At 70.6% G+C, this 24,006-nt stretch carries 27 protein-coding genes; 8 read left to right on the top strand and 19 right to left on the bottom strand.

Annotated elements, in window-relative coordinates:
* Nucleotides 1-11 precede the first annotated feature (11 nt).
* The 4 genes from ACK99Q_RS14130 to ACK99Q_RS14145 are packed head-to-tail and all read right to left on the bottom strand — an operon-like array spanning nt 12 to nt 3,066.
* Nucleotides 12-722: a lytic transglycosylase domain-containing protein gene (locus ACK99Q_RS14130; protein WP_410186754.1), complete on the bottom strand. Its 711-nt coding sequence runs from the start codon at nt 720-722 to the stop codon at nt 12-14.
* Entirely contained in the window at nt 719-1,804 is a 1,086-nt protein-coding gene (locus tag ACK99Q_RS14135) for an SPFH domain-containing protein (protein WP_410186755.1), read from the bottom strand. The genes ACK99Q_RS14130 and ACK99Q_RS14135 overlap by 4 nt, the downstream gene beginning before the upstream one ends.
* A complete protein-coding gene (locus ACK99Q_RS14140) occupies nt 1,805-2,254 on the bottom strand; it encodes an NfeD family protein (protein WP_410186756.1) in 450 nt (149 codons plus the stop codon).
* 8 nt (nt 2,255-2,262) lie between these two features.
* Entirely contained in the window at nt 2,263-3,066 is an 804-nt protein-coding gene (locus ACK99Q_RS14145; RefSeq protein WP_410186757.1) for an ABC transporter ATP-binding protein, read from the bottom strand.
* Nucleotides 3,067-3,116: 50 nt separating this feature from the next.
* On the opposite strand from ACK99Q_RS14145, the gene serB reads away from it, so the two are divergent.
* On the top strand, nt 3,117-4,349 hold the full coding sequence (gene serB / locus ACK99Q_RS14150) for a phosphoserine phosphatase SerB (RefSeq protein ID WP_410186758.1): 1,233 nt from the start codon (nt 3,117-3,119) through the stop codon (nt 4,347-4,349).
* Nucleotides 4,350-4,355: 6 nt separating this feature from the next.
* Here the strand turns inward: serB and ACK99Q_RS14155 are convergent, their stop codons facing one another.
* Nucleotides 4,356-4,571, bottom strand: a complete 216-nt coding sequence (locus ACK99Q_RS14155) for a dodecin (protein ID WP_179424726.1) — start codon at nt 4,569-4,571, stop codon at nt 4,356-4,358.
* Between the two features lie 60 nt (nt 4,572-4,631).
* On the opposite strand from ACK99Q_RS14155, the gene ACK99Q_RS14160 reads away from it, so the two are divergent.
* The gene (locus ACK99Q_RS14160) at nt 4,632-4,913 is read left to right on the top strand and encodes a DUF3099 domain-containing protein (RefSeq protein ID WP_179424728.1); all 282 of its coding nucleotides are present in this window, start codon (nt 4,632-4,634) and stop codon (nt 4,911-4,913) included.
* Complete coding sequence (locus ACK99Q_RS14165; protein WP_410186759.1) at nt 4,914-5,657, top strand: SURF1 family protein; 744 nt, start codon at nt 4,914-4,916, stop codon at nt 5,655-5,657.
* Here ACK99Q_RS14165 and ACK99Q_RS14170 read toward each other — a convergent pair.
* From ACK99Q_RS14170 to ACK99Q_RS14215, 10 genes are all read right to left on the bottom strand, one after another.
* Nucleotides 5,644-7,245 (bottom strand): ABC-F family ATP-binding cassette domain-containing protein, encoded by a 1,602-nt coding sequence (locus ACK99Q_RS14170; protein ID WP_410186760.1) that lies wholly within the window; start codon nt 7,243-7,245, stop codon nt 5,644-5,646. The genes ACK99Q_RS14165 and ACK99Q_RS14170 overlap by 14 nt on opposite strands.
* A 134-nt stretch (nt 7,246-7,379) precedes the next feature.
* Entirely contained in the window at nt 7,380-7,730 is a 351-nt protein-coding gene (locus ACK99Q_RS14175) for a hypothetical protein (protein ID WP_410186761.1), read from the bottom strand.
* Nucleotides 7,731-7,819: 89 nt separating this feature from the next.
* Nucleotides 7,820-8,176, bottom strand: coding sequence for a metal-sulfur cluster assembly factor (locus tag ACK99Q_RS14180; protein WP_179424734.1), 357 nt, complete (start codon nt 8,174-8,176; stop codon nt 7,820-7,822).
* Nucleotides 8,173-8,628 carry a Fe-S cluster assembly sulfur transfer protein SufU gene (gene sufU, locus ACK99Q_RS14185; RefSeq protein ID WP_410186762.1) on the bottom strand — a complete coding sequence of 152 codons (456 nt, stop codon included), beginning with the start codon at nt 8,626-8,628 and terminating at the stop codon, nt 8,173-8,175. Before sufU ends, ACK99Q_RS14180 begins: the two co-directional genes overlap by 4 nt.
* A 1-nt stretch (nt 8,629) precedes the next feature.
* Entirely contained in the window at nt 8,630-9,862 is a 1,233-nt protein-coding gene (locus ACK99Q_RS14190; protein ID WP_410186763.1) for a cysteine desulfurase, read from the bottom strand.
* Between the two features lie 2 nt (nt 9,863-9,864).
* Complete coding sequence (sufC, locus tag ACK99Q_RS14195; RefSeq protein ID WP_410186764.1) at nt 9,865-10,623, bottom strand: Fe-S cluster assembly ATPase SufC; 759 nt, start codon at nt 10,621-10,623, stop codon at nt 9,865-9,867.
* Nucleotides 10,620-10,946: a Rieske (2Fe-2S) protein gene (locus tag ACK99Q_RS14200; RefSeq protein WP_410186765.1), complete on the bottom strand. Its 327-nt coding sequence runs from the start codon at nt 10,944-10,946 to the stop codon at nt 10,620-10,622. Before ACK99Q_RS14200 ends, sufC begins: the two co-directional genes overlap by 4 nt.
* Nucleotides 10,943-12,097: a Fe-S cluster assembly protein SufD gene (sufD, locus tag ACK99Q_RS14205; protein WP_410186996.1), complete on the bottom strand. Its 1,155-nt coding sequence runs from the start codon at nt 12,095-12,097 to the stop codon at nt 10,943-10,945. Before sufD ends, ACK99Q_RS14200 begins: the two co-directional genes overlap by 4 nt.
* A 32-nt stretch (nt 12,098-12,129) precedes the next feature.
* Nucleotides 12,130-13,566, bottom strand: coding sequence for a Fe-S cluster assembly protein SufB (gene sufB, locus ACK99Q_RS14210; RefSeq protein WP_410186766.1), 1,437 nt, complete (start codon nt 13,564-13,566; stop codon nt 12,130-12,132).
* On the bottom strand, nt 13,563-14,267 hold the full coding sequence (locus ACK99Q_RS14215) for a helix-turn-helix transcriptional regulator (protein ID WP_410186767.1): 705 nt from the start codon (nt 14,265-14,267) through the stop codon (nt 13,563-13,565). Before ACK99Q_RS14215 ends, sufB begins: the two co-directional genes overlap by 4 nt.
* A gap of 103 nt (nt 14,268-14,370) precedes the next feature.
* Here ACK99Q_RS14215 and ACK99Q_RS14220 point away from each other — a divergent pair, with 103 nt between their 5' ends.
* On the top strand, nt 14,371-15,426 hold the full coding sequence (locus ACK99Q_RS14220; protein WP_410186768.1) for a DNA polymerase domain-containing protein: 1,056 nt from the start codon (nt 14,371-14,373) through the stop codon (nt 15,424-15,426).
* Between the two features lie 54 nt (nt 15,427-15,480).
* On the opposite strand, the gene ACK99Q_RS14225 is transcribed toward ACK99Q_RS14220, so the two are convergent.
* Nucleotides 15,481-18,873, bottom strand: coding sequence for a M14 family zinc carboxypeptidase (locus tag ACK99Q_RS14225; RefSeq protein WP_410186769.1), 3,393 nt, complete (start codon nt 18,871-18,873; stop codon nt 15,481-15,483).
* 228 nt (nt 18,874-19,101) lie between these two features.
* Here ACK99Q_RS14225 and ACK99Q_RS14230 point away from each other — a divergent pair, with 228 nt between their 5' ends.
* Nucleotides 19,102-19,497, top strand: coding sequence for a DUF2510 domain-containing protein (locus ACK99Q_RS14230; protein ID WP_410186770.1), 396 nt, complete (start codon nt 19,102-19,104; stop codon nt 19,495-19,497).
* Nucleotide 19,498: 1 nt separating this feature from the next.
* On the opposite strand, the gene ACK99Q_RS14235 is transcribed toward ACK99Q_RS14230, so the two are convergent.
* Entirely contained in the window at nt 19,499-20,587 is a 1,089-nt protein-coding gene (locus ACK99Q_RS14235) for an ATP-dependent DNA ligase (protein ID WP_410186771.1), read from the bottom strand.
* A 31-nt stretch (nt 20,588-20,618) separates the two neighbouring features.
* On the opposite strand from ACK99Q_RS14235, the gene ACK99Q_RS14240 reads away from it, so the two are divergent.
* The 3 genes from ACK99Q_RS14240 to ACK99Q_RS14250 are packed head-to-tail and all read left to right on the top strand — an operon-like array spanning nt 20,619 to nt 23,193.
* Nucleotides 20,619-21,563 carry an ABC transporter ATP-binding protein gene (locus ACK99Q_RS14240; RefSeq protein ID WP_410186772.1) on the top strand — a complete coding sequence of 315 codons (945 nt, stop codon included), beginning with the start codon at nt 20,619-20,621 and terminating at the stop codon, nt 21,561-21,563.
* Nucleotides 21,560-22,330 (top strand): ABC transporter permease, encoded by a 771-nt coding sequence (locus ACK99Q_RS14245; protein ID WP_410186773.1) that lies wholly within the window; start codon nt 21,560-21,562, stop codon nt 22,328-22,330. The genes ACK99Q_RS14240 and ACK99Q_RS14245 overlap by 4 nt, the downstream gene beginning before the upstream one ends.
* Complete coding sequence (locus tag ACK99Q_RS14250; RefSeq protein ID WP_410186774.1) at nt 22,321-23,193, top strand: COX15/CtaA family protein; 873 nt, start codon at nt 22,321-22,323, stop codon at nt 23,191-23,193. The genes ACK99Q_RS14245 and ACK99Q_RS14250 overlap by 10 nt, the downstream gene beginning before the upstream one ends.
* Here ACK99Q_RS14250 and ACK99Q_RS14255 read toward each other — a convergent pair.
* The gene (locus tag ACK99Q_RS14255; RefSeq protein WP_410186775.1) at nt 23,087-23,626 is read right to left on the bottom strand and encodes a GNAT family N-acetyltransferase; all 540 of its coding nucleotides are present in this window, start codon (nt 23,624-23,626) and stop codon (nt 23,087-23,089) included. The genes ACK99Q_RS14250 and ACK99Q_RS14255 overlap by 107 nt on opposite strands.
* Nucleotides 23,623-23,988 carry a hypothetical protein gene (locus ACK99Q_RS14260; RefSeq protein WP_410186776.1) on the bottom strand — a complete coding sequence of 122 codons (366 nt, stop codon included), beginning with the start codon at nt 23,986-23,988 and terminating at the stop codon, nt 23,623-23,625. The genes ACK99Q_RS14255 and ACK99Q_RS14260 overlap by 4 nt, the downstream gene beginning before the upstream one ends.
* Between the last annotated feature and the right edge of the window lie 18 nt (nt 23,989-24,006).

Below are 24,006 nucleotides of genomic sequence, written 5' to 3' on the forward strand. Positions count from 1 at the left end.
GGCCGCCGGCGCTACTTCGCGTAGCTGTCGGCGATGCCGCGGACCTTCTTCACGTAGGCCATCGAGTTGTTGTAGGCGAACACCGCCGGCACCCAGCCCTCGCCGGCGAGGTCGCGCTCGCGGTCGCACAGGTGGTTCGCGGCGCCCAGGGCGGCGTCGTCGATGTCGTGCGGGTCGGCGCGGCCGTCACCGTCCGCGTCGGCCCCGTACAGCTCCCACGACGACGTGAGGAACTGGAAGGGGCCGACGGCGCGGTCCCACTCCTCGTCGCCGTGCAGGGCCGTGGACTCCTTGGTGGCCTTGATCGCCCGCGTGCCGTTCTCGCCGTTGAGCGGCGGACCGATGATCCGCTTGCTCGGCACGCCGGCCGCGTCGAGGCCGGCGCCGCCCAGCGTGCCGTGCGCCGACTCGACCGAGCCGACCCCGGCGAGGGTGTTCCAGCGCAAGTTGCAGTCCGGCGCGGCCTCGCGCTGGCTGATCTCGGTGCGCGCGTACGCCTGCATCGCGCGCACCGGGATCTGCCGGTCGGCCGCGGTCCGGGTGACCCAGTCCTCGTCGGGCTCGGTGGTCGAGCCATCGGCGAGGGGCACCTCCTCGGCCTGCTGCGCCGCCGGCCCGCTGACGGGGTCGTCGTCGCCGCCGCGGCCCACCACGAGCCAGGCGATGACGATGCCCACCGTGGCGAGCACGGCGGCACCGAGGACGAGGAGTCGCGAGGTCACGCAGTCGGCGGCTGGTCCGTGGGCGGCTCGTCCTGCGTGGAGACGGGCGACTCGGCCTGCTTGGCGGCCCGGATGGCCTCCTCGACCGCGCTCGACGTCTCGGCCGGACCGGACGAGGCCGTCTCGACGGGCTCGTCGAGGTCGACCCGCTTGTGCGAGCCGCCCCCGTCGACCGGGATCGAGCCGACGACGTTGCCGATCGTGCTGAGCGCCGCGGTGACCTCGGCCGGGATGATCCAGGTGGAGGCGTTGTGGCCCTGCGCGATCTTCGGCAGCGTCTGCAGGTACTGGTAGGACAGCAGCTTCTGGTCGGGGTTGCCGTCGTGGATCGCCTGGAAGACGGTCTCGATGGCGCGGCCCTCGCCCTGCGCGGTCAGGATCGCCGCGGTCTTCTCGCCCTCGGCGGTCAGGATGGCCGACTGCTTCTGGCCCTCGGCCGTGAGGATCGCGGCCTGCTTCTGGCCCTCGGCGCTGAGGATCGCCGACTGGCGCTCGCCCTCGGCCGTGAGGATCGCGGCGCGCTTGTCACGCTCGGCGCGCATCTGCTTCTCCATCGCGTCGATGATGGTCGGCGGCGGATCGATGCTCTTGAGCTCGACCCGGCTGACCTTGATGCCCCAGCGACCCGTGGCCGCGTCGAGCTCGGCGCTCAGCGTGCGGTTGATCTGGTCACGGCTGGTGAGCGCGTGCTCCAGCGTCATGCCACCGATGATGTTGCGCAGCGTGGTCATCGTCAGCTGGTGGATGCCGTCGATGTAGTTGACGATCTCGTACGTCGCGGCCACCGGGTTGTTGACCGTGAACAGGATGACCGTGTCGATCTCGACGGTCAGGTTGTCCTCGGTGATGACGCCCTGCGGCGGGAAGGAGACCACCTGCTCACGCTGGTCGACGCGGTACTTCACGCGATCGAGGAACGGCACGATCAGGTGCGGTCCGGGGGTCAGGGTGGTGCGGTACTTGCCGAGGCGCTCGACGATTCCCGCGAAGTTCTGCGGGATGATCTTCAGGCTCATCGTGGCGGTGACGACGAGCAGCACCACCAGCAGGATGAAGAAGACCAACAGGGCGGACTCCAGCATTCAGCTCTCCTTCCGGACGACGCGGGCGATCGCGCCGTCGATGTCGGCGACGAGGAGCTCGTCGCCAGGTTCGTAGGCCGCCTCGGGGTCGATCGGGCGAGCGGTCCACAGGACGTCGCCGATGCGGACACGGCCGCCGTGGCGGCTCACGTGCTCGTCGACGATCGCGAGCTGGCCCACGAGGCCGTGCTGGCCCGAGGGCAGCGACGGGCCGTCGTGGACGCGGGCGGCGATGCGCGGGCGGACGAGGGCGAGCAGGGCCACCGACATGACGCCGAACAGCGCCAGCTGGATCGCGATCGGCGCCCCCAGGCCGGCCGCGGCCGCGGCGGAGAACGCCGCGATGCCGAACATGAGGAAGATGAGCTCGCCGCTGGCGAGCTCGATCAGGCAGACGAGCACGCCGAGCGCGGCCCACGTGAGCCAGATGTCGTCCCCGAACCAGTCCATGTCCCCTCCTAGTTCGCGCGCCGCCGCACCGGCGGGCGTCGTGCCGAGAACCGCCCCGCGTCGTGCGTGACATCGAGGCGCTGACGGAACGCCACCGACAGGTTCTGCGACGTCAGCGTCTCGGCGATGGGCCCGGACGCTACCACGCGTCCGCCGGCCAGCAGCAGTGCATGGGTGAAGCCGGGCGCGATCTCCTCGAGATGGTGCGACACCATCACGAGCGACGGGCCGAGCTCGTCGGAGGCCAGCGCCTCCAGGCTCTCGACGAGGTCCTCGCGGGCGCCGACGTCCATGCCGGCGGCGGGCTCGTCGAGCAGGACCACCTCGGGATCGGTCATGAGCGAGCGCGCCAGCAGGACACGCTTCTTCTCGCCCTCGGAGAGCGTGCCGAAGGTGCGGTCGGCCAGCGGGGCGATGCCCAGCTCGGCCAGCATCGCCATGGCGCGGCGGTGGTCCTCGTCGTCGTACTCCTCGTTCCAGCGCCCGAGGACCGCGTAGGCCGCGGACAGGATGAGGTTGCGCACGGTCTCGCCCGGCGGCACGCGGTCGGCGATCGCGGCGCTCGTGTGCCCGATGCGGGGACGCAGCTCGAAGACGTCGACGGCGCCGAGACGCTCGCCAAGGATCTCGGCGCTGCCGGCCGTGGGGTGCATGTTGGCGGACGCCACCTGCAGGAGGGTGGTCTTGCCCGCACCGTTGGGCCCCACGATGACCCAGTGCTCCCCCGGTTCCACGCGCCACGAGACGCGGTCGAGGAGAGTCTTGCCCGAGCGCACGATGGTGACGTCGGTCAGGTCGAACACGGCGGTCACACCACCAACCTATCGGTTGGCCGCAACGTTCTGCCGATACCCTCGACACGATGAGCACGCCTGTCCCGGGCCACGTCCCGACGCTGCACCTGACCGAGCCCACGGTGCTGGTGACCTTCAGTGGTCCCGACCGCTCCGGCGTCTCCAGTCGGGTCTTCTCCGCCCTGGCCGCCCACGGCGTCGAGGTCATCGACGTCGAGCAGCTGGTCGTGCGCGGCCGGCTCGTGCTGAGCGTGCTCGTGACCACCCCCGACGAGCTCCCGGGCTTCCAGTCCGATCTCGACGCCGTGGGCGCCGACCTGAGCCTCGAGGTCGAGGTCGTGCACGGCACGGGAGACAACCGGCCCCGACGGGTGGGCCGCTCGCAGGTGGTCGTGCTGGGCGCCCCGCTGCGCCCCGACGCGATGGCCGCGCTCACCAAGGGGATCAACGGCCTCGGCGGCAACATCGACCGCATCGTCCGGATGGCGCGCTACCCCGTCACGGCGATCCGCATGGAGGTCTCGGGCGCCGATCCCGACGCGCTCCAGTCCGAGCTGGCCGCGATCGGCCACGACCACGGCACCGACGTGGCCGTCCAGGAGCACGGCATCCTGCGGCACGCGCAGCGCCTCGTCGTGATGGACGTCGACTCCACGCTCATCCAGGGCGAGGTCATCGAGATGCTCGCCGCCCACGCGGGCTGCGAGGAGGCCGTCGCCGAGGTCACCGAGCGGGCCATGCGCGGCGAGCTCGACTTCGCCGAGTCCCTGCACGAGCGCGTCGCCCAGCTGCGGGGCGTGCCAGCCTCGGCGCTCGACGAGGTCTACGAGAACCTCAGCTACACCCCCGGCGCGCGCACGATGATCCGCACGCTCAAGCGTCTGGGCTACCGCTTCGCCCTCGTGAGCGGTGGCTTCACGCAGATCATCGAGCGCATCGCCGCCGACCTCGGCATCGACTACTTCGCCGCCAACGACCTCGAGGTCGTCGACGGCGCGCTCACCGGTCGCGTCCTGGGCCGCGTCGTCGACCGCGCGGGCAAGGCCGAGGCGCTGCGCGACTTCGCGGCGCAGGCCGGCATCAACGTGCGCAACACGGTGGCCATCGGCGACGGCGCCAACGACCTCGACATGCTGGCCGCCGCTGGACTCGGCATCGCGTTCAACGCCAAGCCGCTCGTGCGCGATCAGGCGCAGACCTCGGTGAACGTCCCCTACCTCGACGCGATCGTGTACCTCATGGGCATCACGCGCGAGGAGGTCGAGGCGGCCGACGCCGCCGACGTGACGGCGGCGCCGTAGCCGGTCCTACTCGTCGTCCTCGAGGCGGAAGCCGATCTTGAGGGTGACCTGGTAGTGCTCGACCTCGTCGTCGACGATCTGGCCGCGGATGCCCACGACCTCGAACCAGTCCAGGTGCCGCAGGGTCTGCGACGCTCGCGCGATGCCGCTGTCGATGGCCTCGCTGACGCCCGCCGGGGAGGTGCCGACGATCTCGGTGACTCGATAGGTGCGGTTGCTCATGGGCTCATCGTCCCACCCGGCGGCGGGTGCCGCGCAGGACCCACGGCGTAGACTCGGGACATGGCCCGGCGCGAACCCGAAGAGGTGCACTCGATCACGAGTGCGCGCGAGCCCTACAGCTCCCAGGTCGACCATCGCGAGCGCAACTACCTGATCTCGATGGCCGTCCGCGTCGCCTGCTTCATCGGCTTCGTCGCCGTCGACCACTGGACCCGGTGGATTCTGCTCGTCGGCGCGGTGTTCCTGCCGTACGTCGCCGTCGTGATCGGCAACTCGGCCATCCGGAGCTCCGGCGACGGGCCCTCGCCGTTCGGCGTCGACCGCAAGCAACTGGACCAGTAGGTGCTGCGCTTCCTGGTGAGCCCGCGCTGGATCGGGCTCGCGATCTTCGTCGTGCTGATGGCCGTCACCTGCTACGTCCTCGGCGGCTGGCAGTACGACCGCTGGGAGCAGCGCAAGGCCGACAACGCGATCGTCGAGGCCAACGTCGCCGGCGAGCCCGTCCCGGTCGAGGACGTCCTCGCCGAGGGCTGGGACCCCGACCTCGAGTACCGCACCGTCACCGCCACGGGAACGTTCGACTCCTCGCGCGAGATCACGGTGCGGTTCGCCCACCGCGACGGCGCCCCCGGCGTCCAGGTCATCACTCCCCTGCGGCTCACCGACGGCCAGGTCGTCCTGGTCGACCGCGGCTGGATCGCCGGACCGCGTGACGGCACCGCACCGGACGAGGTGCCCACCGCCGCCGAGGGTCCCGTGACGATCACCGGCTGGCTGCAGCGCGCCAGCACCGCCGACAAGGCCGCCACCACGCCGCGCGACGGCCAGGTCCGTGCCGTGAACGGCGAGCGCTGGACCGACTTCCTCGGCGCCGAGCCGCTGCCCGGCTACGTCGCGCTGACGTCGCCCGAGCAGGAGGGCCTGACCGGCCCGCCGCAGCCCGACCTCGGGACCGGGCCCCACCTGTTCTACGCGATCCAGTGGTGGTTCTTCTCCGGCCTCGCGGTCGTCGGCTACTTCCTGTTCGTCCGCGCCGAGCTGCGCGAGCGCCGCCCCAAGGCGGCTGCCGAGGTCACGCCAGGCTGATCAGGTCGGCGTACGAGTCGTTCCAGATGTCCTCGTCGCCGTCCGGCAGCAGCAGCACGCGGTCTGGGTCGAGCGCCCGCACCGCGCCCTCGTCGTGCGAGACCAGCACGATCGCGCCCTCGTAGGAGCGGATCGCCGCCAGCACCTCCTCGCGCGACGCCGGGTCGAGGTTGTTGGTCGGCTCGTCGAGCAGCAGCACGTTGGCGCTGGAGACGATCAGTCCCGCGAGGGCCAGTCGCGTGCGCTCGCCACCGGAGAGCACCCCCGCGGACTTCTCGGAGTCGTCGCCGGTGAACAGGAACGCGCCCAGCACGCTGCGCGCCTGGGTCTCGGTCAGGTCGGGCGCCGCTCGCTGCATGTTGTCGAGCACCGTCCGGCTGAGGTCGAGGGTCTCGTGCTCCTGGGCGAAGTAGCCGATCTTCAGGCCGTGCCCGGGGACGATCTCGCCGGTGTCGGGCTCCAGCGTGCCGGCGAGCATGCGCAGCAGCGTGGTCTTGCCGGCGCCGTTGAGACCCAGCACCACGACACGGCTGCCGCGGTCGATCGCGAGGTCGACGTCGGTGAAGATCTCCAGCGACCCGTACGACTTCGACAGGCCCTCCGCCATGAGCGGGGTCTTGCCGCACGGAGCGGGCTTCGGGAAGTCGATCTTGGCGACCTTGTCGACCTGGCGGACCTCCTCGAGGCCGGCCATCATCTGCTCGGCGCGACGCAGCATCTGCTGGGCGGCGGAGGCCTTCGAGGCCTTGGCGCGCATCTTGTTGCCCTGGGCGATGAGCCGCTCGGCCGTCTTGGTGGTGATCTCGCGCTCGCGCTTGCGGCGCGCCTCGTCCGACTCGCGCTGGCGCAGGTAGTGCTTCCAGCCCATGTTGTAGATGTCGATCGTGGCGCGATTGGCGTCGAGGTAGAAGACCTTGTTGACGGTCTCCTCGACGAGGTCCACGTCGTGGCTGATGATGATCAGCCCGCCGGAGTAGGTCTGCAGGAACCCGCGGAGCCACACGACCGAGTCGGCGTCGAGGTGGTTGGTGGGCTCGTCGAGCAGCATCGTGTCGGCGTCGCTGAACAGGATCCGCGCCAGCTCGATGCGTCGGCGTTGACCGCCCGAGAGCGTCTGCAGCGGCTGCTCCAGGACCCGGTCGGGCAGGCCGAGGGCGTGCGAGATGGTCGCGGCCTCGGCCTCCGCGGCGTAACCGCCTGCGGCACCGAAGTCGGCGTCGGCGCGCGCGTAGCGACGCATCGCGTCCTCGGCGACCGAGGAGTCCTCGGAGGCCATGTCCTTCTCGGCCTGGCGGATGCGGCGCAGGGCGTCGTCGAGACCTCGCGCCGACAGGATCCGGTCGCGCGCCGTGATCGACAGGTCGCCCGTCTTCGGGTCCTGCGGCAGGTAGCCGACGGTGCCCGAGCGGGTGATCGAGCCCGAGGAGGGCTCGCCGCCGGCACCGGCCAGCATCTTCGTCAGCGTGGTCTTGCCGGCGCCGTTGCGCCCGACCAGGCCGATCTTGTCCCCCTTCGTGACACGGAAGGAGACGTCGGACATCAGGACGCGCGCGCCGAAGCGCAGCTCCACGTGGGAAGCGGTGATCATGGAAGAGCCTTCGAGAGAAGTGGGCAGGGCGAGTTCGCAGGGGCGAGCAGGTGCTCGCGCGTCACTCCAGCCGGATCATGTCCACCGCGACAGTCTACGCAGCAAGACTGCGCTGGGTGAAATCCGGCGACGGCTCAGCGGAACTCGTCCACCACGTTGCCGTCGTCATCCAGGACGACCCACCGTCCCCGTTCCTGGGGACGGTCCCTCACCGCCTGCTTGGCGCGTTCGAGGCGGGGATTCGGCGGAAGGAACTCGGTCTCCGACGGGATCAGATCGCAGATCGAGTGGACGAGGTAGCGGTGACGCGGTTCGGTGTCGAGAATGCGCTGCTTCACCCATGCTGCCGCGAGTTCGTCCGAGCCCCACACGACGGTCGCGATGTCGTCCCATTCATCAGGGGTCATCAGGATGTCGACGGCTCGCACCGAGCCCGTCGGGTCGACGAACCGCACCCGGAGCCGGCCGGGACCGAGCGTGGTCACCGTGGCCCACCTGTTCAGGGCGCTGATCAGCCGGCCCCACACGCGGTCCTCGTAGGTCACGGGGCGAGTATCGCGCAGAGGCGGGGGCGTCAGCCGATGTTGAAGCCGAGGGCGCGGAGCATCTCGCGACCGTCGTCGGTGATCTTGTCCGGGCCCCACGGCGGCATCCAGACCCACTCGATCCGGAAGTCGTTGACCAGGCCGTCGAGCGCGGCGCGGGTCTGGTCCTCGATGACGTCGGTCAACGGGCAGGCCGCGGACGTGAGCGTCATCTGCAGGATCGCGTTGCTGTGCTCGTCGACGTGGACGCCGTAGACGAGGCCGAGGTCGACGACGTTGATGCCCAACTCGGGGTCGACGACGTCCTTCATGGCCTCCTCGACGTCCTCCTGGGTGGTGGCGCCGGGGGCGACGGCGACGTCGGGCAGATCGCTGTGATCGGTCATGCTTCCTCCTTGGCCGAAGCCTGGGCGACGGCGTCCTTCCAGGCCATCCAGGACAGCAGGGCGCACTTGACGCGCGCCGGGAACTGGGCGACGCCCGCGAAGGCGATGCCGTCCTCCAGCACGTCCTCGTCAGGCTCGACCTGTCCGCGGCCCTGCATGAGCTCCTGGAAAGCGTCGAGAGTGGTCAGGGCGTGGTCGACCTGCTGGCCGACCACGAGGTCGTTCAGGACCGAGGCCGAGGCCTGGCTGATCGAGCAGCCGGCCGCGTCGTAGGACACGTCGGCCACACGGTCACCGTCGAGGTGCACGCGCAGCGTGATCTCGTCACCGCACGTGGGGTTCACGTGGTGCACCTCGGCCTCGAAGGGCTCGCGCAGGCCCGCCCCGTGGGGATTCTTGTAGTGGTCCAGGATGATCTCCTGGTACAGCGCGTCGACGTTCGATGCGTTCATGTCAGGCTCCGAAGTACGACTGGGTGTGCCGGATCCCCGCGACGAGCGCGTCGATCTCGGCCTCGGTCGTGTAGAGGTAGAACGAGGCACGGGTCGTGGACTGCACCCCGAAGCACGCGTGCAGCGGCTTGGCGCAGTGGTGCCCCGCGCGCACGGCGACGCCCTGCGAGTCGAGCAGCTGCGCCACGTCGTGCGGGTGCACCCCGTCGATCGTGAAGCTGATCGCTCCCCCGCGGTCGACCGGCTCCTGGGGCCCGACGATCGTCACGCCCGGCAGGTCGTTCATCGCCTCGAGCGCGTAGGCCGTGATCTGCTGCTCGTGCGCGGCGACGTTCTCCATGCCGATCGCCGAGAGGTAGTCCACGGCGGCGCCGAGTCCGACCGACTGCGCGATCGGCGGCGTGCCCGCCTCGAAGCGGTGCGGCGGCGCGGCGAAGGTCGTGGCCTCCATCGACACCGTCTCGATCATCTCGCCGCCACCGAGGAACGGCGGCAGCTCGGCGAGCAGGTCGTAGCGACCCCACAGGACGCCGATGCCCGTCGGGCCGACCATCTTGTGACCCGTGAAGGCCACGAAGTCGGCACCGAGCGCGGCCACGTCGACCGGAAGCTGCGGCACGGCCTGCGACGCGTCGATGACGACGAGCGCGCCGACCTCGTGCGCGCGGCGGACGATCTCCGCGACCGGGTTGATCGTGCCGAGCATGTTCGAGACCCACGTGACCGAGACGACCTTCGTCCTCTCCGTCAGCGTGAGCGAGTCGAGGTCGAGACGGCCCTCGGGCGTGACGCCGTACCAGCGCAGGTCGGCACCCGTGCGCTGCGTGAGCAGCTGCCACGGCACCAGGTTGGAGTGGTGCTCCATCTGGGTGACGACGACCTCGTCGCCGGCGCCCACGCGTCCCGCGTCACCGAGGACGCGAGCCACGAGGTTGAGCGCCTCGGACGCGTTCTTGGTGAACACGACCTCCTCGCGCCGCGGCGCGCCGATGAACGACGCCACCTTGTCGCGACCGAGCTCGAACGCCTCGCTCGCCTCCGCACCGAGCTGGTGCATCGCCCGCGCGACGTTGGCGTTGTGCTCGAGGTAGTGACGCTCGATGGCCTCGACGACCTGACGCGGCTTCTGCGACGTGTTGGCGCTGTCCAGGTACACCAGAGGGCGGTCCCCCGCCATCGTCCTGGACAGGATGGGGAAGTCCTTGCGGATCGCCTCGACGTCGTAGCCGGCCATGATCAGACGGCCGCCTTGGTGAACTTGTCGTAGCCCTCGGCCTCGAGCAGCTCCGCGAGCTCGCGGCCGCCGGTCTCGGCGAGCTTGCCCGCGACGAACACGTGCACGTAGTCGGGCTGGATGTAGTTCAGGATGCGCGTGTAGTGCGTGATCAGCAGCACGCCGCGATCGCCCTGGCCCGAGTAGCGGTTGACGCCGTCGGAGACGACGCGCAGGGCGTCGATGTCCAGGCCGGAGTCGGTCTCGTCGAGCACCGCGAATTTCGGGTTCAGCAGCTCGAGCTGGGCGATCTCGTGGCGCTTCTTCTCACCGCCGGAGAATCCCTCGTTGACCGAGCGCGACGAGAACGACGGGTCGAGCGTCATCCGCTCGAGCGCGGCGTTGACGTCCTTGACCCACGTGCGCAGCTTGGGAGCCTCGCCGTCGATGGCGGTCTTGGCGGTACGCAGGAAGTTCGCGACCGAGACGCCCGGGATCTCCACCGGGTACTGCATCGCCAGGAACAGGCCCGCACGGGCGCGCTCGTCGACGCTCAGCTCGAGGATGTTCTGCCCGTCGAGCAGGACCTCGCCCTCGGTGACGGTGTACTTGGGGTGTCCGGCGATCGAGTACGCCAGCGTGGACTTGCCCGAGCCGTTCGGGCCCATGATGGCGTGGACCTCGCCGGAGTTGATGGTCAGGTCGACGCCGCGGAGGATCTCCTTGGCGCCCTCCTCGGTGTCAACGGACACGTGGAGGTTCTTGATCTCCAGGGTGCTCATGCTGTTTCTCCTTGGTTCGGGAGGTCGACCCAGACGGTCTCTCCCTCGATCTTGGTCTGGTAGACGGGAACGGGTTCGGTGGCGGGCAGGCCCAAGGCCTTGCCGGTACGCAGGTCGAAGCGCGACCCGTGCAGGAAGCACTCGATCTCGCAGCCCTCGACGTCGCCGTCGGACAGCGGGATCTCGGCGTGCGAGCACCAGTCCTGGATGCAGTAGACGGTGTCGCCGTCACGCACCAAGGCCAGGTCGTGACCCTCGAACTCGATGCCGAGCGCCGCGCCCTCGGGGACGTCGGCGAGCTTCGCGACCTCCTGGAAGGTCATCCGGTCACCGCCGAGGGGTTGCCGACCACCGCGGCCAGCTCGTCCTCGATGGCCGACATGAGGCGCTCCTGGAGGTCCTCGACACCGATCCGGCGGATGATGTCGTTGAAGAACCCGTGGACGACGAGGCGCTTGGCCTCGGTCGGGTCGATGCCGCGGCTCTGCAGGTAGAACAGGTGCTCGTCGTCGAAGCGACCGGTGGTGGACGCGTGGCCCGCACCGGCGATGTCGCCGGTCTCGATCTCGAGGTTCGGGACCGAGTCGGCGCGGGCGCCGTCGGTGAGGACGAGATTGTCGTTCTGCTCGAACGTCTCGATGCCCTCGGCGATCTTGCGAATCAGCACGTTGCCGATCCACACGGTGTGCGCGTCCTGGCCCTGCAGCGCGCCCTTGTACTCGACGTTGCTGCGGGTGCGCGGCGCCGTGTGGTCGACGAACTGACGGTGCTCGAGGTGCTGACCGGCGTCGGCGAAGTAGATGCCGAGCAGGTCGACGCTGCCGCCGGTGCCGCGGTAGTCGACGTTGGTCGACGACCGGACGAGGTCGCCGCCGAGCGTGAACTCGAAGAACCGCACGGCGGCGTCGCGGCCGACGCTGATGCCGTTCTGCACGGCGTGGACGGCGTCGTCCTCCCAGTCGACCAGGTTGACGACGTCGAGCTGGGCCCCGTCGCCGACGACGTACGTGACGTTCGTGGCATAGGTGGCCGAGCCGATGTGGTCGAACGCGATCGTGGCCTTGGAGAACGGCGCGACCTTGACGACGATGTGGCCCCAGACGGTCTCGTCGACCGAGGTGCCGGTGAGCCGGATGCGGGCCGGGGCGTCGAGCTCGCCGTCGATCGACAGCAGCGTGGCGCCGCCGGCGTTCTGCACGGCGAGGGCCGCGAGGCGGTCGAGCGGCGCGATGCCGCCGATCGCCTTGGCCTCGTCGGTGGTGATCGTGGTCAGCGTGGCCCCCGCGGGGAGCTCGTCCTTCCACTCCAGGCAGGCGTCCGACGGCGCGCCGTCGAGCAGTCCACGCAGCCGCTTGAGCGGCGTGAAGCGCCAGATCTCCTCCAGGCCGGTGGGCTTGGGGTGGGCCTCGACGTCGTACGACGGCTCGGGATGCAGGTGGGACTGGACGTGGTCCAGCTCCAGCGCTGCCGCCATGGCGTTGTCGGTTCCCTCGACAGTTGCGGTCGTCATCCGACAGCACCCTCCATCTGCAGCTCGATGAGACGGTTCAGTTCCAGCGCGTACTCCATGGGCAGCTCGCGAGCGATGGGCTCGACGAAGCCGCGAACGATCATCGCCATGGCCTCGTCCTCCTCCATGCCGCGCTGCATGAAGTAGAAGAGCTGGTCGTCGCTGACCTTGGAGACGGTCGCCTCGTGGCCGAGGGTCACGTCGTCCTCGCGGACGTCGACGTACGGGTAGGTGTCCGAGCGGCTGATCTGGTCGACCAGCAGCGCGTCGCACTTGACCGTGCTGGCGGAGCCGTAGGCACCCTCGTTGACCTGGAGCAGGCCGCGGTAGGAGGTGCGGCCACCGCCACGGGCGACGGACTTGCTCAGGATCGAGCTGGACGTGTTCGGCGCGACGTGCACCATCTTGGCGCCGGTGTCCTGGTACTGGCCCTCGCCGGCGAAGGCGATCGACAGCGTCTCGCCCTTGGCGTGCTCGCCCATGAGGTAGACGGCCGGGTACTTCATCGTGACCTTGGAGCCGATGTTGCCGTCGACCCACTCCATGGTGGCGCCGGCCTCGCACGTGGCGCGCTTGGTCACCAGGTTGTAGACGTTGTTCGACCAGTTCTGGATCGTCGTGTAGCGGACGCGAGCGCCCTTCTTCACGATGATCTCGACGACCGCGGAGTGCAGCGAGTCGGTCTTGTAGATCGGGGCGGTGCAGCCCTCGACGTAGTGGACGTAGGAGTCCTCGTCGGCGATGATCAGCGTCCGCTCGAACTGACCCATGTTCTCGGTGTTGATGCGGAAGTACGCCTGCAGCGGGATGTCCACGTGGACTCCCTTGGGCACGTAGATGAACGAGCCGCCCGACCACACGGCCGTGTTCAGTGCGGCGAACTTGTTGTCGCCGACCGGGATGACCGTGCCGAAGTACTCCTCGAAGATCTCGGGGTGCTCCTTGAGCGCAGTGTCGGTGTCGAGGAAGATGACGCCCTGCTGCTCGAGGTCCTCACGGATCGAGTGGTAGACGACCTCGGACTCGTACTGCGCGGCGACACCGGCGACGAGGCGCTGCTTCTCGGCCTCGGGGATGCCCAGCCGGTCGTACGTGTTCTTGATGTCCTCGGGCAGGTCCTCCCACGACTGGGCCTGCTTCTCCGACGAGCGGACGAAGTACTTGATGTTGTCGAAGTCGATCTCGTCGAGGTCGGCGCCCCACGTCGGCATCGGCTTGCGATCGAAGAGCTTGAGGCCCTTCAGGCGCAGGTCGAGCATCCACTGGGGCTCGCTCTTCTTGCCCGAGATGTCGCGGACGACGGCATCGTTCAGGCCGCGCTGGGCGCTGGCGCCGGCGACGTCGGCGTCGTGCCAGCCGAACTCGTAGTTGCCGACCTCCTTCAGTCCCGGGTTCAGGTCCTCGATCGAGGTCGTGTCGTTCGTGGTCGTCATGACGACTCCCCTTCAGTTGGAGACACAGCGTTGGTGGTGGTCTGGGTGGCGCGGGGCAGGTGCGTGGTGCACACCCCGTCGCCGTGGGCAATGGTGGCGAGACGCTGGACGTGCGATCCCAGCAGCTCGCCGAAGATCTCGGTCTCGGCCTCGCACAGCTGCGGGAACTCCTCGGCGACGTGGGCCACCGGGCAGTGGTGCTGACAGATCTGCTCGCCGAGCGGGGTGGTGCTGGCGGAGGCGGCGAAGCCGTCGTCGGTGAGCGCCCGGGCGAGCACCGCGGCCTGGTCCTCGACCGGGACCCCGTGCAGCAGTCGCTCGTAGCGCTGGCGGAAATCGGCGAGTCGGTGTCGCGCGAACTCCATGACGGCCGTGTCGCCACCCGTGGCGCGCAGGAAGCGCAGCGCCTCGGCGGCCAGGTCGTCGTAGGAGTGGGCGAAGGTGTCGCGACCGGCGGCGGTCAGCGCGAACACGCGGGCCGGACGGCCACGGCGGCGCTGGCCCCGGACCCGCTCCTCGCGCGACTCGACGAGGCCCTGCTCGACGAGGTGCTCGAGGTGGCGGCGGACGGCCGCGGGAGTGAGTCCGAGCCGTGTCGCGAGGGTCGTGGCGGTGCTGGGACCGTTCTCCAGAATGGTCTCGGCGACGCGTTCGCGCGTGGAGAGGTCGTCGACGGACGACACCTCATGATTCACGCGCATGCTTTTCACAACACCATTGTGACGTTAATGATTCCCCCCGTTCAACGAAGGCTCGCCTCAGTGAGCCGCGCCTCACCACGCCGTTTGGCCATAAGGTCGGCCCATGGGGGCATCCGCAGCGGAGGTCGAGGCCGGAGGGCGCACCGTGCGCGTCTCCAGTCCCGACCGCGTGATCTTCGAGAAGACCGACCACACGCCGGACATCACGAAGCTCGAGGTGGTCGAGTTCTACGTCGCCGTCGGCGACGGGCTGATGCGCGCGCTGCGCGAGCGGCCGACCACCCTGGAGCGCTGGCCCAAGGGCGTGCGCGAGGACATGGTGATGGCCACGCGCGCCGACGGGCACGGCGACGCGTTCTACCAGAAGCGCGTGCCCAAGGGCGCTCCCCCATACCTGGAGACCGTGCGCATCAACTTCCCCTCGGGGCGTCGCGCCGACGAGATCTGCCCCACCGAGATCGCCGTGCCCGCCTGGGCTGCCCACATGGGGACGATCACGTTCCACCCCTGGCCCGTGCGCCGTGCCGACGTGGACCACCCCGACGAGATCCGCATCGACCTGGACCCGCAGCCCGGCACCGACTTCCACGACGCGCAGCGCGTCGCCCGGGTGGCCAAGGAGCTGCTCGAGGAGATCGGCATCCGCGGCTTCGCCAAGACCAGCGGCAACCGCGGGGTCCACATCTTCGCGCGCATCGAGCCGAAGTGGACGTTCACGGACGTGCGCCATGCCGCGCTGGCGTTCGGACGCGAGCTGGAGCGCCGCGACGACGGCGTCACCACGGCCTGGTGGAAGGAGGAGCGCGGCGAGAAGATCTTCGTCGACTTCAACCAGAACGCCCGCGACCGCACGATCGCCAGCGCGTACAGCCTGCGGCCGAAGCCGGGCGCTCCCGTGTCCACTCCCCTGACGTGGGACGAGCTGTTCGACGTCGACGACCCGCGCACGCTCAACCTCACGACCGTGCCCGCCCTGCTGGAGCAGCGCCCCGACCCGTGGACCGAGATCGACGACGTCCACCACTCCATCCAGACGCTTCTCGACTGGTACGACCGCGACGAGGAGAACGGCCTCGGCGAGATGCCCTATCCCCCGGACTACCCGAAGATGCCCGGCGAGCCGCGTCGCGTGCAGCCCTCGCGCAAGAAGACGGACTGAGGACGCGGAACGGGGGCCGACCGCCGTGCGGCCGACCCCCGTTCCCCTGTCACCTCAGCGGCGGACGGTGAGCTTCACCGCCTTCTTCGCGGACTTCACGTGCGCGTTGCCCAGGTACGACACCGTCACGCGCTTCGTGCCGCTGCTGAGCCGCGGCAGCTTGACCGAGCCACGGCCCTTCGCGTTGATCGTGACCACGTAGGAGCGCGATCCGACCTTGACGAGCGCCTTGCCGCGGACGTGGGCGCCCGGGGCCTTGACCGTGACCGTGACCCGCGCGCGCGTCCCGGTCGTGACCTTGCGCGGCGTGATCTTCACGCCGACCCTCGAGGAGGCCTTCGTGACGCGCAGGACGACCGGGCTCGACGAGCTCGCTCCGACGTCCTGGGCACCCCGGTAGGTCGCGGTGACGACGCGGGCACCGGTCGTGGCGAACGGGCCGAGGGGCGCCGTGGCGCGACCGTTGCGGTCGAGCGACACCGTCCGGTGCCGGACACCGTCGACGAACACGTCCACGACCCCCTTGCCGGCCGTCACGTCGCCGTCGCGGTCCACCTTCACGGCGATGCTCGCCGTCGCCCGCTTGCCCGCCACGATGCTCTTCGGGGAGACCGTCAGGGCCACCGACGCGCTCGGCACGCCCGGCGCGGCCACGACCTTGAGCGCGACCGGCAGCGACGTGCTGCCCGCCAGCTCGGCGCTGCCGCCGTAGCGCGCGGTCACCAGCTGGCTGCCGACCGCGGTGAGCGCCGGGAGGGCGACCTCTGCCCGCCCGCTGCCGTCGAGCTCAGCCGAGCCGACGGACTCGTCGCCGACGTAGACGGTGACGACGCCCTCGGGATCCGGCTGGGTGCCGGCGCCCGTGGCCGCCACCTCGATCGAGGCGGTGACGCCGGTCTGACCGGCGCGGATCTCGTCGCGGTCGAGCGTGAGGGTCGTGGAGGACGCCGGGAGCGGCTCCTCGTACCCGACCTCGGCCACCCACGTGCGGTAGTTGCCCTCGCGGCCCGGGACGAAGCCCCGCTCCACGTTGCCGCGGGCGTCCACCGTGATCCAGCGGACCTCGGTGCCCTCGGCGACGCGGATGCGCTCGCCGCCCTCGCGCAGACCGGCGGCGGCGTACATCGTGGACCGAAGGTTCGGGACCGTGCCGTCGGTCGTGTAGAACACGCTCGCCGGCTCGCTCGTGGCGAACTCCACGTTCACCTGGCCCTCGGTCGCGCTCGACGTGACCGTGACCTCGCTGGTCGGCGAGACGTCGTCGGTGTCGTGGTCGCGGGCGATGCGCAGCATCTCGACGAGGCCGTTGGAGAACTCCATCGCCTCCTGGTGGGCTCCGGCGCCGGTGGGCGTCTCGGCCTCGAACGGCGGCTGGAACGTGGTGCCGACCTCGAAGTCCCAGGCGTAGATGCCGTACTTGTACCAGAGCATGTCGCCGGAGTTGCCGGCCGCCGAGTACAGGGTGTCCACGACGCGACCGGTGCGCGCCGGGGTCACCGACAGGCCGCGGTGGCGCTTGATGGCGGTGAGGATGCGCGACGAGGCGCCCTGGAACAGCGACTCCTCCTCGAGCGTCGGCTCGGGCGCGGTGATGCGTCCGGGCGTCCGGTAGGCGGCGGGCGACCACATGAAGTAGTTGCCCGAGCTGTGGACGTTCATCGACCACTTCATGTTCGGGTGCGCGGCGACCCAGTCCACGTTCTTGGCCTCGGGCTCGCTCAGCTCGGACGGACCCGCATAGGTGTCGCCGTTGCAGTTGCTCGAGGCACCCGAGTAGCCGTCGAAGAAGCTGAACTCGTCGTAGTTGCGGTTGACGTCGACGCCCCACTGGTTGCGCGCGTTCGCGTCGGTGTTGCCGCCCGCCGTCGTCCCGCAGTGCATCGTCATGTTCCGGCGCTGCGAGTTGAAGTCGTAGAACGAGTAGTGGCCGCCGTCGGGGTTGACCGACGGGAGCACCCAGATCTCCAGATTGTCGACGAGGTCACGCGTGGCCGCGTGCGAGTCGTAGTTGCGCAGCAGGCGCTCGGCCGTCTCGATCGTCACCAGAGGCGGGACCCACTCGCGGGCGTGCTCCTGCGCGTAGAAGAACACGCCCGGCTTGGATCCGTCACGGACCTTGCCGATCTTGATCGCGTAGACCGCGTGCGGGTCGCGCGACACGTTGGCCGGGGCGTTCAGGAAGTCCGAGAGCGCCACGGTCGCGGCCGGGACGATCCCGGCTCCCGCGTTGCCGCGGTACGTCGACGCCGACACGAGGGCACTCGCGTCGGGGTGGGCGTTGATCGCCGCGGCGATCTCGGCCGCCGTGCTGGTGGCCGCACCGGAGCCGTCCGTCGCGGAGGTCACCACGACGAGCGAGCCGTCGACCGCGACGGTCAGGGCCTGGTCGGCCGCCGTCGGGTGGTCGACCCGGACCGAGAGCGCGTTGCCGCCGTCCGAGCCGTAGGCCTTCGAGGTGATCGCGAGGCGGCGCGGGTTGTCCGCCGTCGCGGTGCCGGCCGGGATGACGGCCTGCGAGTGACGTCGGTAGCCGTTCGTCTTGTTCGGCAGCTCGACGATCTCGGCGAGGTCCGGGTGGTCGGTCGCCAGCTGGCGGATCCGGTCGTACAGCTGGGTCGGGTCGAGGTAGGACGTGATGAAGTCCTCCTGGTAGCCCGCGCCCTTGAACGGGTCGGCCTCGTCGCCCGTGGGCAGCCAGTCGGTGACCTTCGCGATCGCGACGTCGCCCGACGGGCTGGTGATCCGGATGCGGTCGGGACGGCTGGTCAGGGCCGCCGCGCCCGTCGTCGGGCTCGCGCCGCGGTGGTAGAGGTAGACGCTCGCGTCGACGAAGCGCGAGATCGTCTGGGTGCCACCGCTGCCGAACGCGGTGCCGGGTCCGCTGTCGCGCTCCACCGTGAGCGTGGTGGTCGCGGTCTGGCCCTCGGCCCACTTGGCCTCGACCGACAGGACCGGGACGCCGAACGACGTGAAGTACTCGGCGCGGGTGATCTTGACGTCCGACACGTCCGGGTGCGTCGCCTCGTCCGCGAACTCGGCGTTCTCGGCCTTCGCGGCGCGGATCGTCGCGTCGCGCTGCTCGAGCGCGTCCTCGGTGTCCTCGGCGGTGTAGAGGGTCTCGCCCGTCTCGAAGCCGGCCTGGCGGAGGGCCTTCGCCTCGGTGGGCGTGATGATCGCGCGGACCTCGAGGCCGTCGGGTCGCTGCTCCACGCCGTGGTCGAGGTCGACGCCGGTCGCCACGAGGCGATCGAGCTCCTCCGTCCCCGGGACGGTGATCTCCACGACGTCGGGAACCTCGTCGGGCAGGCGCTCGAGGACCACGTCGGTGGGCGCCTGCGAGGACGAGGCGAGGGCACTGGGAACGGCGGACACGGCGAGCAGGCCGGGTGCCGCCAACGCGAGCGTCACGACCACCGCCTTCCTCCGCATCGAGAGGGATGAGGGCATGTGGCTTGTTCCTGTTCGTGTAGGACGTGTCAGGCGTCACAGTAGGCCCAGCAAGCACTGCTGCACCAGCATCAGTTTTTCTTGCGGCTCCGGGAAAACTCGGACCTCGAGGCAGAAATCGACGCGGATAACTGAGGTTTACGTCATGTTTTGCCCCCGGCCCCGTCTCCCTGTCACGGACCGTCCCGTCGGGCTCCCTCCGGCGGGGCGGTTCGCTACGCTCGGCGCGTGAATCAGCAGCAGCCGCCCGCGGGCTGGTACGACGATCCGGCCGGCAGCGGCGGACGACGCTACTGGAACGGCTCGGCCTGGACCGAGCAGGTGCAAGGGGTCCCCGGCGCCACCGGGTCCGACCCGCGCGAGCGTCTCCCCGAGGGTTGGATGCTGCTCAACGGGCAGCGCGTGCCCCTCGGGCAGACCCAGTCGGTGCCCCAGCGGCGACCCTCCGGCATCGGCGGCAACGCCGTCGCCGCCCTCGTCGTCCTGACCGTCGCCGTGCTCGCGCTCGTCACCGCGGGCCTCCTGGCCTCCGTCGACACCGACCCCACGCCGGTCGAGCAGCCGACCTTCGAGGTCGAGGAGCTCGACGACTACCAGGACTTCGAGGACCTCGAGCCCTGGTGAGTCACTGCAGCACGTCGCCGAGGTCGTAGCGGGCGACCTCCTCGAGCTGGGCGTACGTGCACGACTCGGGCTCGCGGTCCGGGCGCCAGCGCTGGAACCGGCCCATGTGGCGGAACCGGGCCTGGTCGCCCTCGCCCTCCATGTGCTCGTACGCGACCTCGAGCACCCGCTCGGGGCGCAGCGGCACGAACGACAGGTCCTTGGTGCCGGTCCAGCGGCTCTGCCCGCCGGGCAGTCGGCCCGAGGCCTGCGCCGCCTCGTCCTGCCAGCGGTCCCACGGGTGGCTCTCCCCCTCCGCCAGCCGCAGCGGCTCGAGCTCGTCGACGAGCTCGGCCCGACGCGCCTCGGTGAACGACGCCGCCACGCCCACGTGCTGGAGCCGGCCGTCGTCGGCGTAGATCCCGAGCAGCATCGACCCGAGCAGCGGACGCTCGGCCGTGGAGTTCTTGTGCAGCCGGTAGCCGGCCAGGACGACGTCGGCGGTGCGCGCGTGCTTGATCTTCAGCATCGTGCGGCCGTTCGGCGCGTAGGGGCCGTCCAGCCGCTTCGCGATGACGCCGTCGAGCCCCGCGCCCTCGAACGTGGTGAACCAGTGCTCGGCCTCCTCGGGGTCCTCGGTGACCCGCGTGACGTGCACGGGTGGCTGCGCGTGCGCCAGGGCCTCCACGAGCGCCGGACGGCGGACCGCCAGCGGCTCGTCGAGGAAGGACCGGTCGCCCAGCCCCAGGAGGTCGAACGCCACGAACGAGGCGGGCGTCTCGCGGGCCAGCATCGTCACGCGCGAGTCGGCGGGGTGGATGCGGTTCGACAGCAGGTCGAAGCTCAACCGGCCGTCCTGGGCGATGACGATCTCGCCGTCGAGCACGCACCGTTCGGGCGTGTTCGCACGGATCGCCTCGACCACGTCGGGGAAGTACCGCGTCAGCGACTTGGTCGAGCGGCTGGCGATCTCGACCTCGTCGCCGTCGCGGAACACGATGGCGCGGAACCCGTCCCACTTCGGCTCGTAGAGGTGCCCGTCGTCGTGCGGCACCTTCTTGGCGGACTTGGCGAGCATCGGCGCCAGCGGCGGCATCACGGGCAGGTCCATGGCCTCAACCTGCCACACCTAGAATGTTCTGGTGCCCTCGACGACGATGACTCCCGCCGTGGAGGTTCGCGACCTCGCCATGCGGTACGGGCGCGGCGACGCCGAGGTGCGCGCCGTCGACGGCCTGAGCCTCACGGTCGAGCCGGGCACGGTCACGTCGATCCTCGGGCCCAACGGCGCGGGCAAGACCACCACGATCGAGACGTGCGAGGGCTTCCGCCGCCCGCAGTCCGGGCAGGTGCGCGTACTGGGCCTCGACCCGGTCGCCGAGGCAGCCGAGCTGCGCCCGCGCGTCGGCGTCATGCTGCAGTCCGGCGGCGCCTGGCTGGGCGTCCGCGCCGGCGAGATGCTGCACCACATGGCGTCGCTCTACGCGAACCCGATGCCGGTCGACGCCCTCGTGGAGCGCCTCGGCATGGCGTCGTTCGCCCGCACATCCTACCGGCGTCTGTCGGGCGGCCAGAAGCAGCGGCTCTCGCTCGCCATGGCGATCGTCGGCCGGCCCGAGCTGGTCTTCCTCGACGAGCCCACCGCCGGTCTCGACCCGCAGTCGCGCCGCGCCACGTGGGACCTCGTCGACGAGCTGCGTCGCCACGGCGTGACCACCGTGCTCACGACGCACTACATGGACGAGGCGCAGGAGCTCTCCGACCACGTCCACATCATCGACGCCGGCCGGGTGATCGCCTCGGGCACGCCCGACGAGCTCGTCGCCGCCGGCGCCCAGAACACGATCCGGCTGCGCACCCGCGCGGGCCTCGACACCGACTCGCTCGTCAAGGAGCTGCCCGAGGGCGCCGTCGTCGTCGAGACCGAGCCCGGCCAGTACGTCCTCTCGACCGAGGTCGACCCGGGCGTCCTGCACCGCATCACCGGGTGGTGCGCGGCGCACGACGTGCTGGTCGAGTCCGTCCTCGTCGAGCACCAGACCCTCGAGGACCGGTTCCTCGAGCTGACCGGCCGGGAGCTGCGATGACCGCCCTCGACCTCTCCCCCGCGCCCGGCGCCGCGTCGCGCCTGCGCCGCGTGTGGGCCCAGACCGCGATGGAGTTCCGGCTGACGGTGCGCAACGGCGAGCAGATGGTGGTCACGTTCGTGATCCCCGTCCTGCTGCTGGTCGTCGGCTCGCGCTCGGACCGCTTCTTCGACGGCGACGATCCGCTCGACGTCCTCGCGCCGGGCGTGCTCGCGCTGGCCATCGTCTCGACCTCCTTCACGTCGCTGGCGATCGCGACCGCGTTCGAGCGCCGTTACGGCGTGCTCAAGCGCCTCGGCGCCACGCCCCTCTCCCGCGGCGGACTGCTCGCGGGCAAGGTCGGCGCCGTCGCGATCCTCCAGGTCGCCCAGTTCGCCGTGCTCGGCGGCCTCGCGGTCGCTCTCGGCTGGCGGCCCGAGGCGCCCGTCGCCGGCACGCTGTGGCTGCTCGTGCTCGGCCTGCTCGGCACGATCGCGTTCGGCGGCCTGGGCCTGCTGCTCGCCGGCACGCTGCGCGCCGAGGCCACGCTCGCGCTGGCCAACCTCGTCTACGTCCTGCTGCTCGTCGGCGGTGGCCTCCTGCTGCCGCTGGCCCAGTACCCCGAGGCCGTCCGCGACCTCCTCTCCGTGCTGCCCTCGGCGGCACTCGGCGAGGGACTGCGGGAGGCCTTCATGACCGGATCGCCCGGTACGTTCGTCGTGGTGGTGCTCGCCGCCTGGTCCGTCGTGGCCGCGGCCGCCGCCGGAAGGTGGTTCCGATGGGAGTGAGCGCTGTCTCGCGGCGCACCGTGTCGCGCGCGACGGTCGAGAAGTGGGCCTGGGCCAACCTCGTCGCCAACACGCTGATCATCCTCACGGGCGGCGCGGTCCGCCTCACCGGCTCGGGCCTGGGCTGCCCCACGTGGCCGCGGTGCACCGACGAGTCCTTCGTCCCGCACGGCGCCCTCGGCTGGCACGGCGTCATCGAGTTCGGCAACCGCACGCTGACCTACCTGCTGATGGCCATCGCGATCGGCACCGTCATCGCCACGTGGCGCTGGACCGGCGCCACCCGCAACCAGCTGCGGCTCGTGCTGGGCATCGCGCTCGGCATCCCGTTCCAGGGCGTCATCGGCGGCATCACCGTGCTCACCGACCTCAACCCGTGGGTCGTCTCCCTGCACCTCATCCTGTCGATGGCGCTGGTCGTGGCCGCCACGGTCTTCCTCGTGAGCCTGCGTCCCGACGAGGGCACCGCCTCGCCGCGCGCGGCCTGGATCGTGCGCGCCGCCTACGTCGTGCTGCTGGTGGCCATCTACCTCGGCACGATCGTCACGGGCAGCGGCCCGCACGCCGGCGACGCCGACGCGCCGCGCAACGGCCTCGACCCCGTGTGGTGGAGCCGCGTGCACGCCCTGAGCGTGTGGACGTTCATCATCCTCACGGTCGTCGCGATCGTGCTGCTGCGCGGTCAGGCTCGCAAGGCGGGCCTGCTGGTGCTGGCGGCCGGTCTGGCCCAGGGCCTGATCGGCTACGTGCAGTACTTCACTGATCTGCCGATCCTGCTGGTGGGCGCCCACCTCGTGGGAGCGGCCGTGCTGCTGGCGCTGGCCACGCGCTGGTGGATCGTGGCACGACCCGTCGCATCGTGAGCGTGCCGTCGCCGTCGGGCGGGGCGCCCGTCAGCGTGAAGCCGCAGCCTTCGTAGAACGCGATCGCGGCGGCGTTGTCCGCCATGACCCGCAGCCGCAGCACCCTTCCCCCGGCCGCGGCGACCACCGTCTCGACGAGCGCCCGCCCGATCCCGCCGCGGCGCGCCTCGGGCGCGACCCACATCGAGATCAGCTCGGGCTCGTCCCCCGGCGCCAGCCCGATCATGGCGACGTCGTGACCGTCCTCGGAGGCGAGGTACAGGCGTCCCGGCGCGGCGATCCGCTCGCGCCAGCGCTGCTCGGTGTCGCCGCCCTCGATCCACGCGTGGGCGCTGCAGGCGAAGGCCGGAGCGTCCTCGGCGAGTGCGCGCAGGCGGATCGCCCGCCAGCGCTCCCAGGCGTCGGGCTCGACGACCTCGATCCGGGCGCTCACGGCGTGGCGCCGCGACCCTCGCGCCGCTGGCGCACGGCAGCGGTGATCGTGACGACGGCGACCGCGCCCACGATCGTCCCGAAGACCACCATGATCCAGCCGACGACGAACATCCCGCTCTCGTCGTCGGACCAGCTGGTCCAGCACGCGGCCGCGACGCCCACGACGGCGGAGACGATCACGCCCAGCAGCTCGGTGCGACGAGCCAGCCAGCCGCAGGCGACGCCGATGGCGATCAAGACGACGACGAGTCCCGCGACCTGGGGCACGGTGTACTGGTCGTCCTCGTCCATCCCGAGGAAGACCCACCACGCGGCGAACGTGGCGGCGGCGGGAAGGATCCAGGCGAGGAAGGCGCGCATGTGCCGAGCCTACGGCGC

This window comes from Aeromicrobium sp. MLTX1 (assembly GCF_046452335.1).
Taxonomy (GTDB): domain Bacteria; phylum Actinomycetota; class Actinomycetes; order Propionibacteriales; family Nocardioidaceae; genus Aeromicrobium.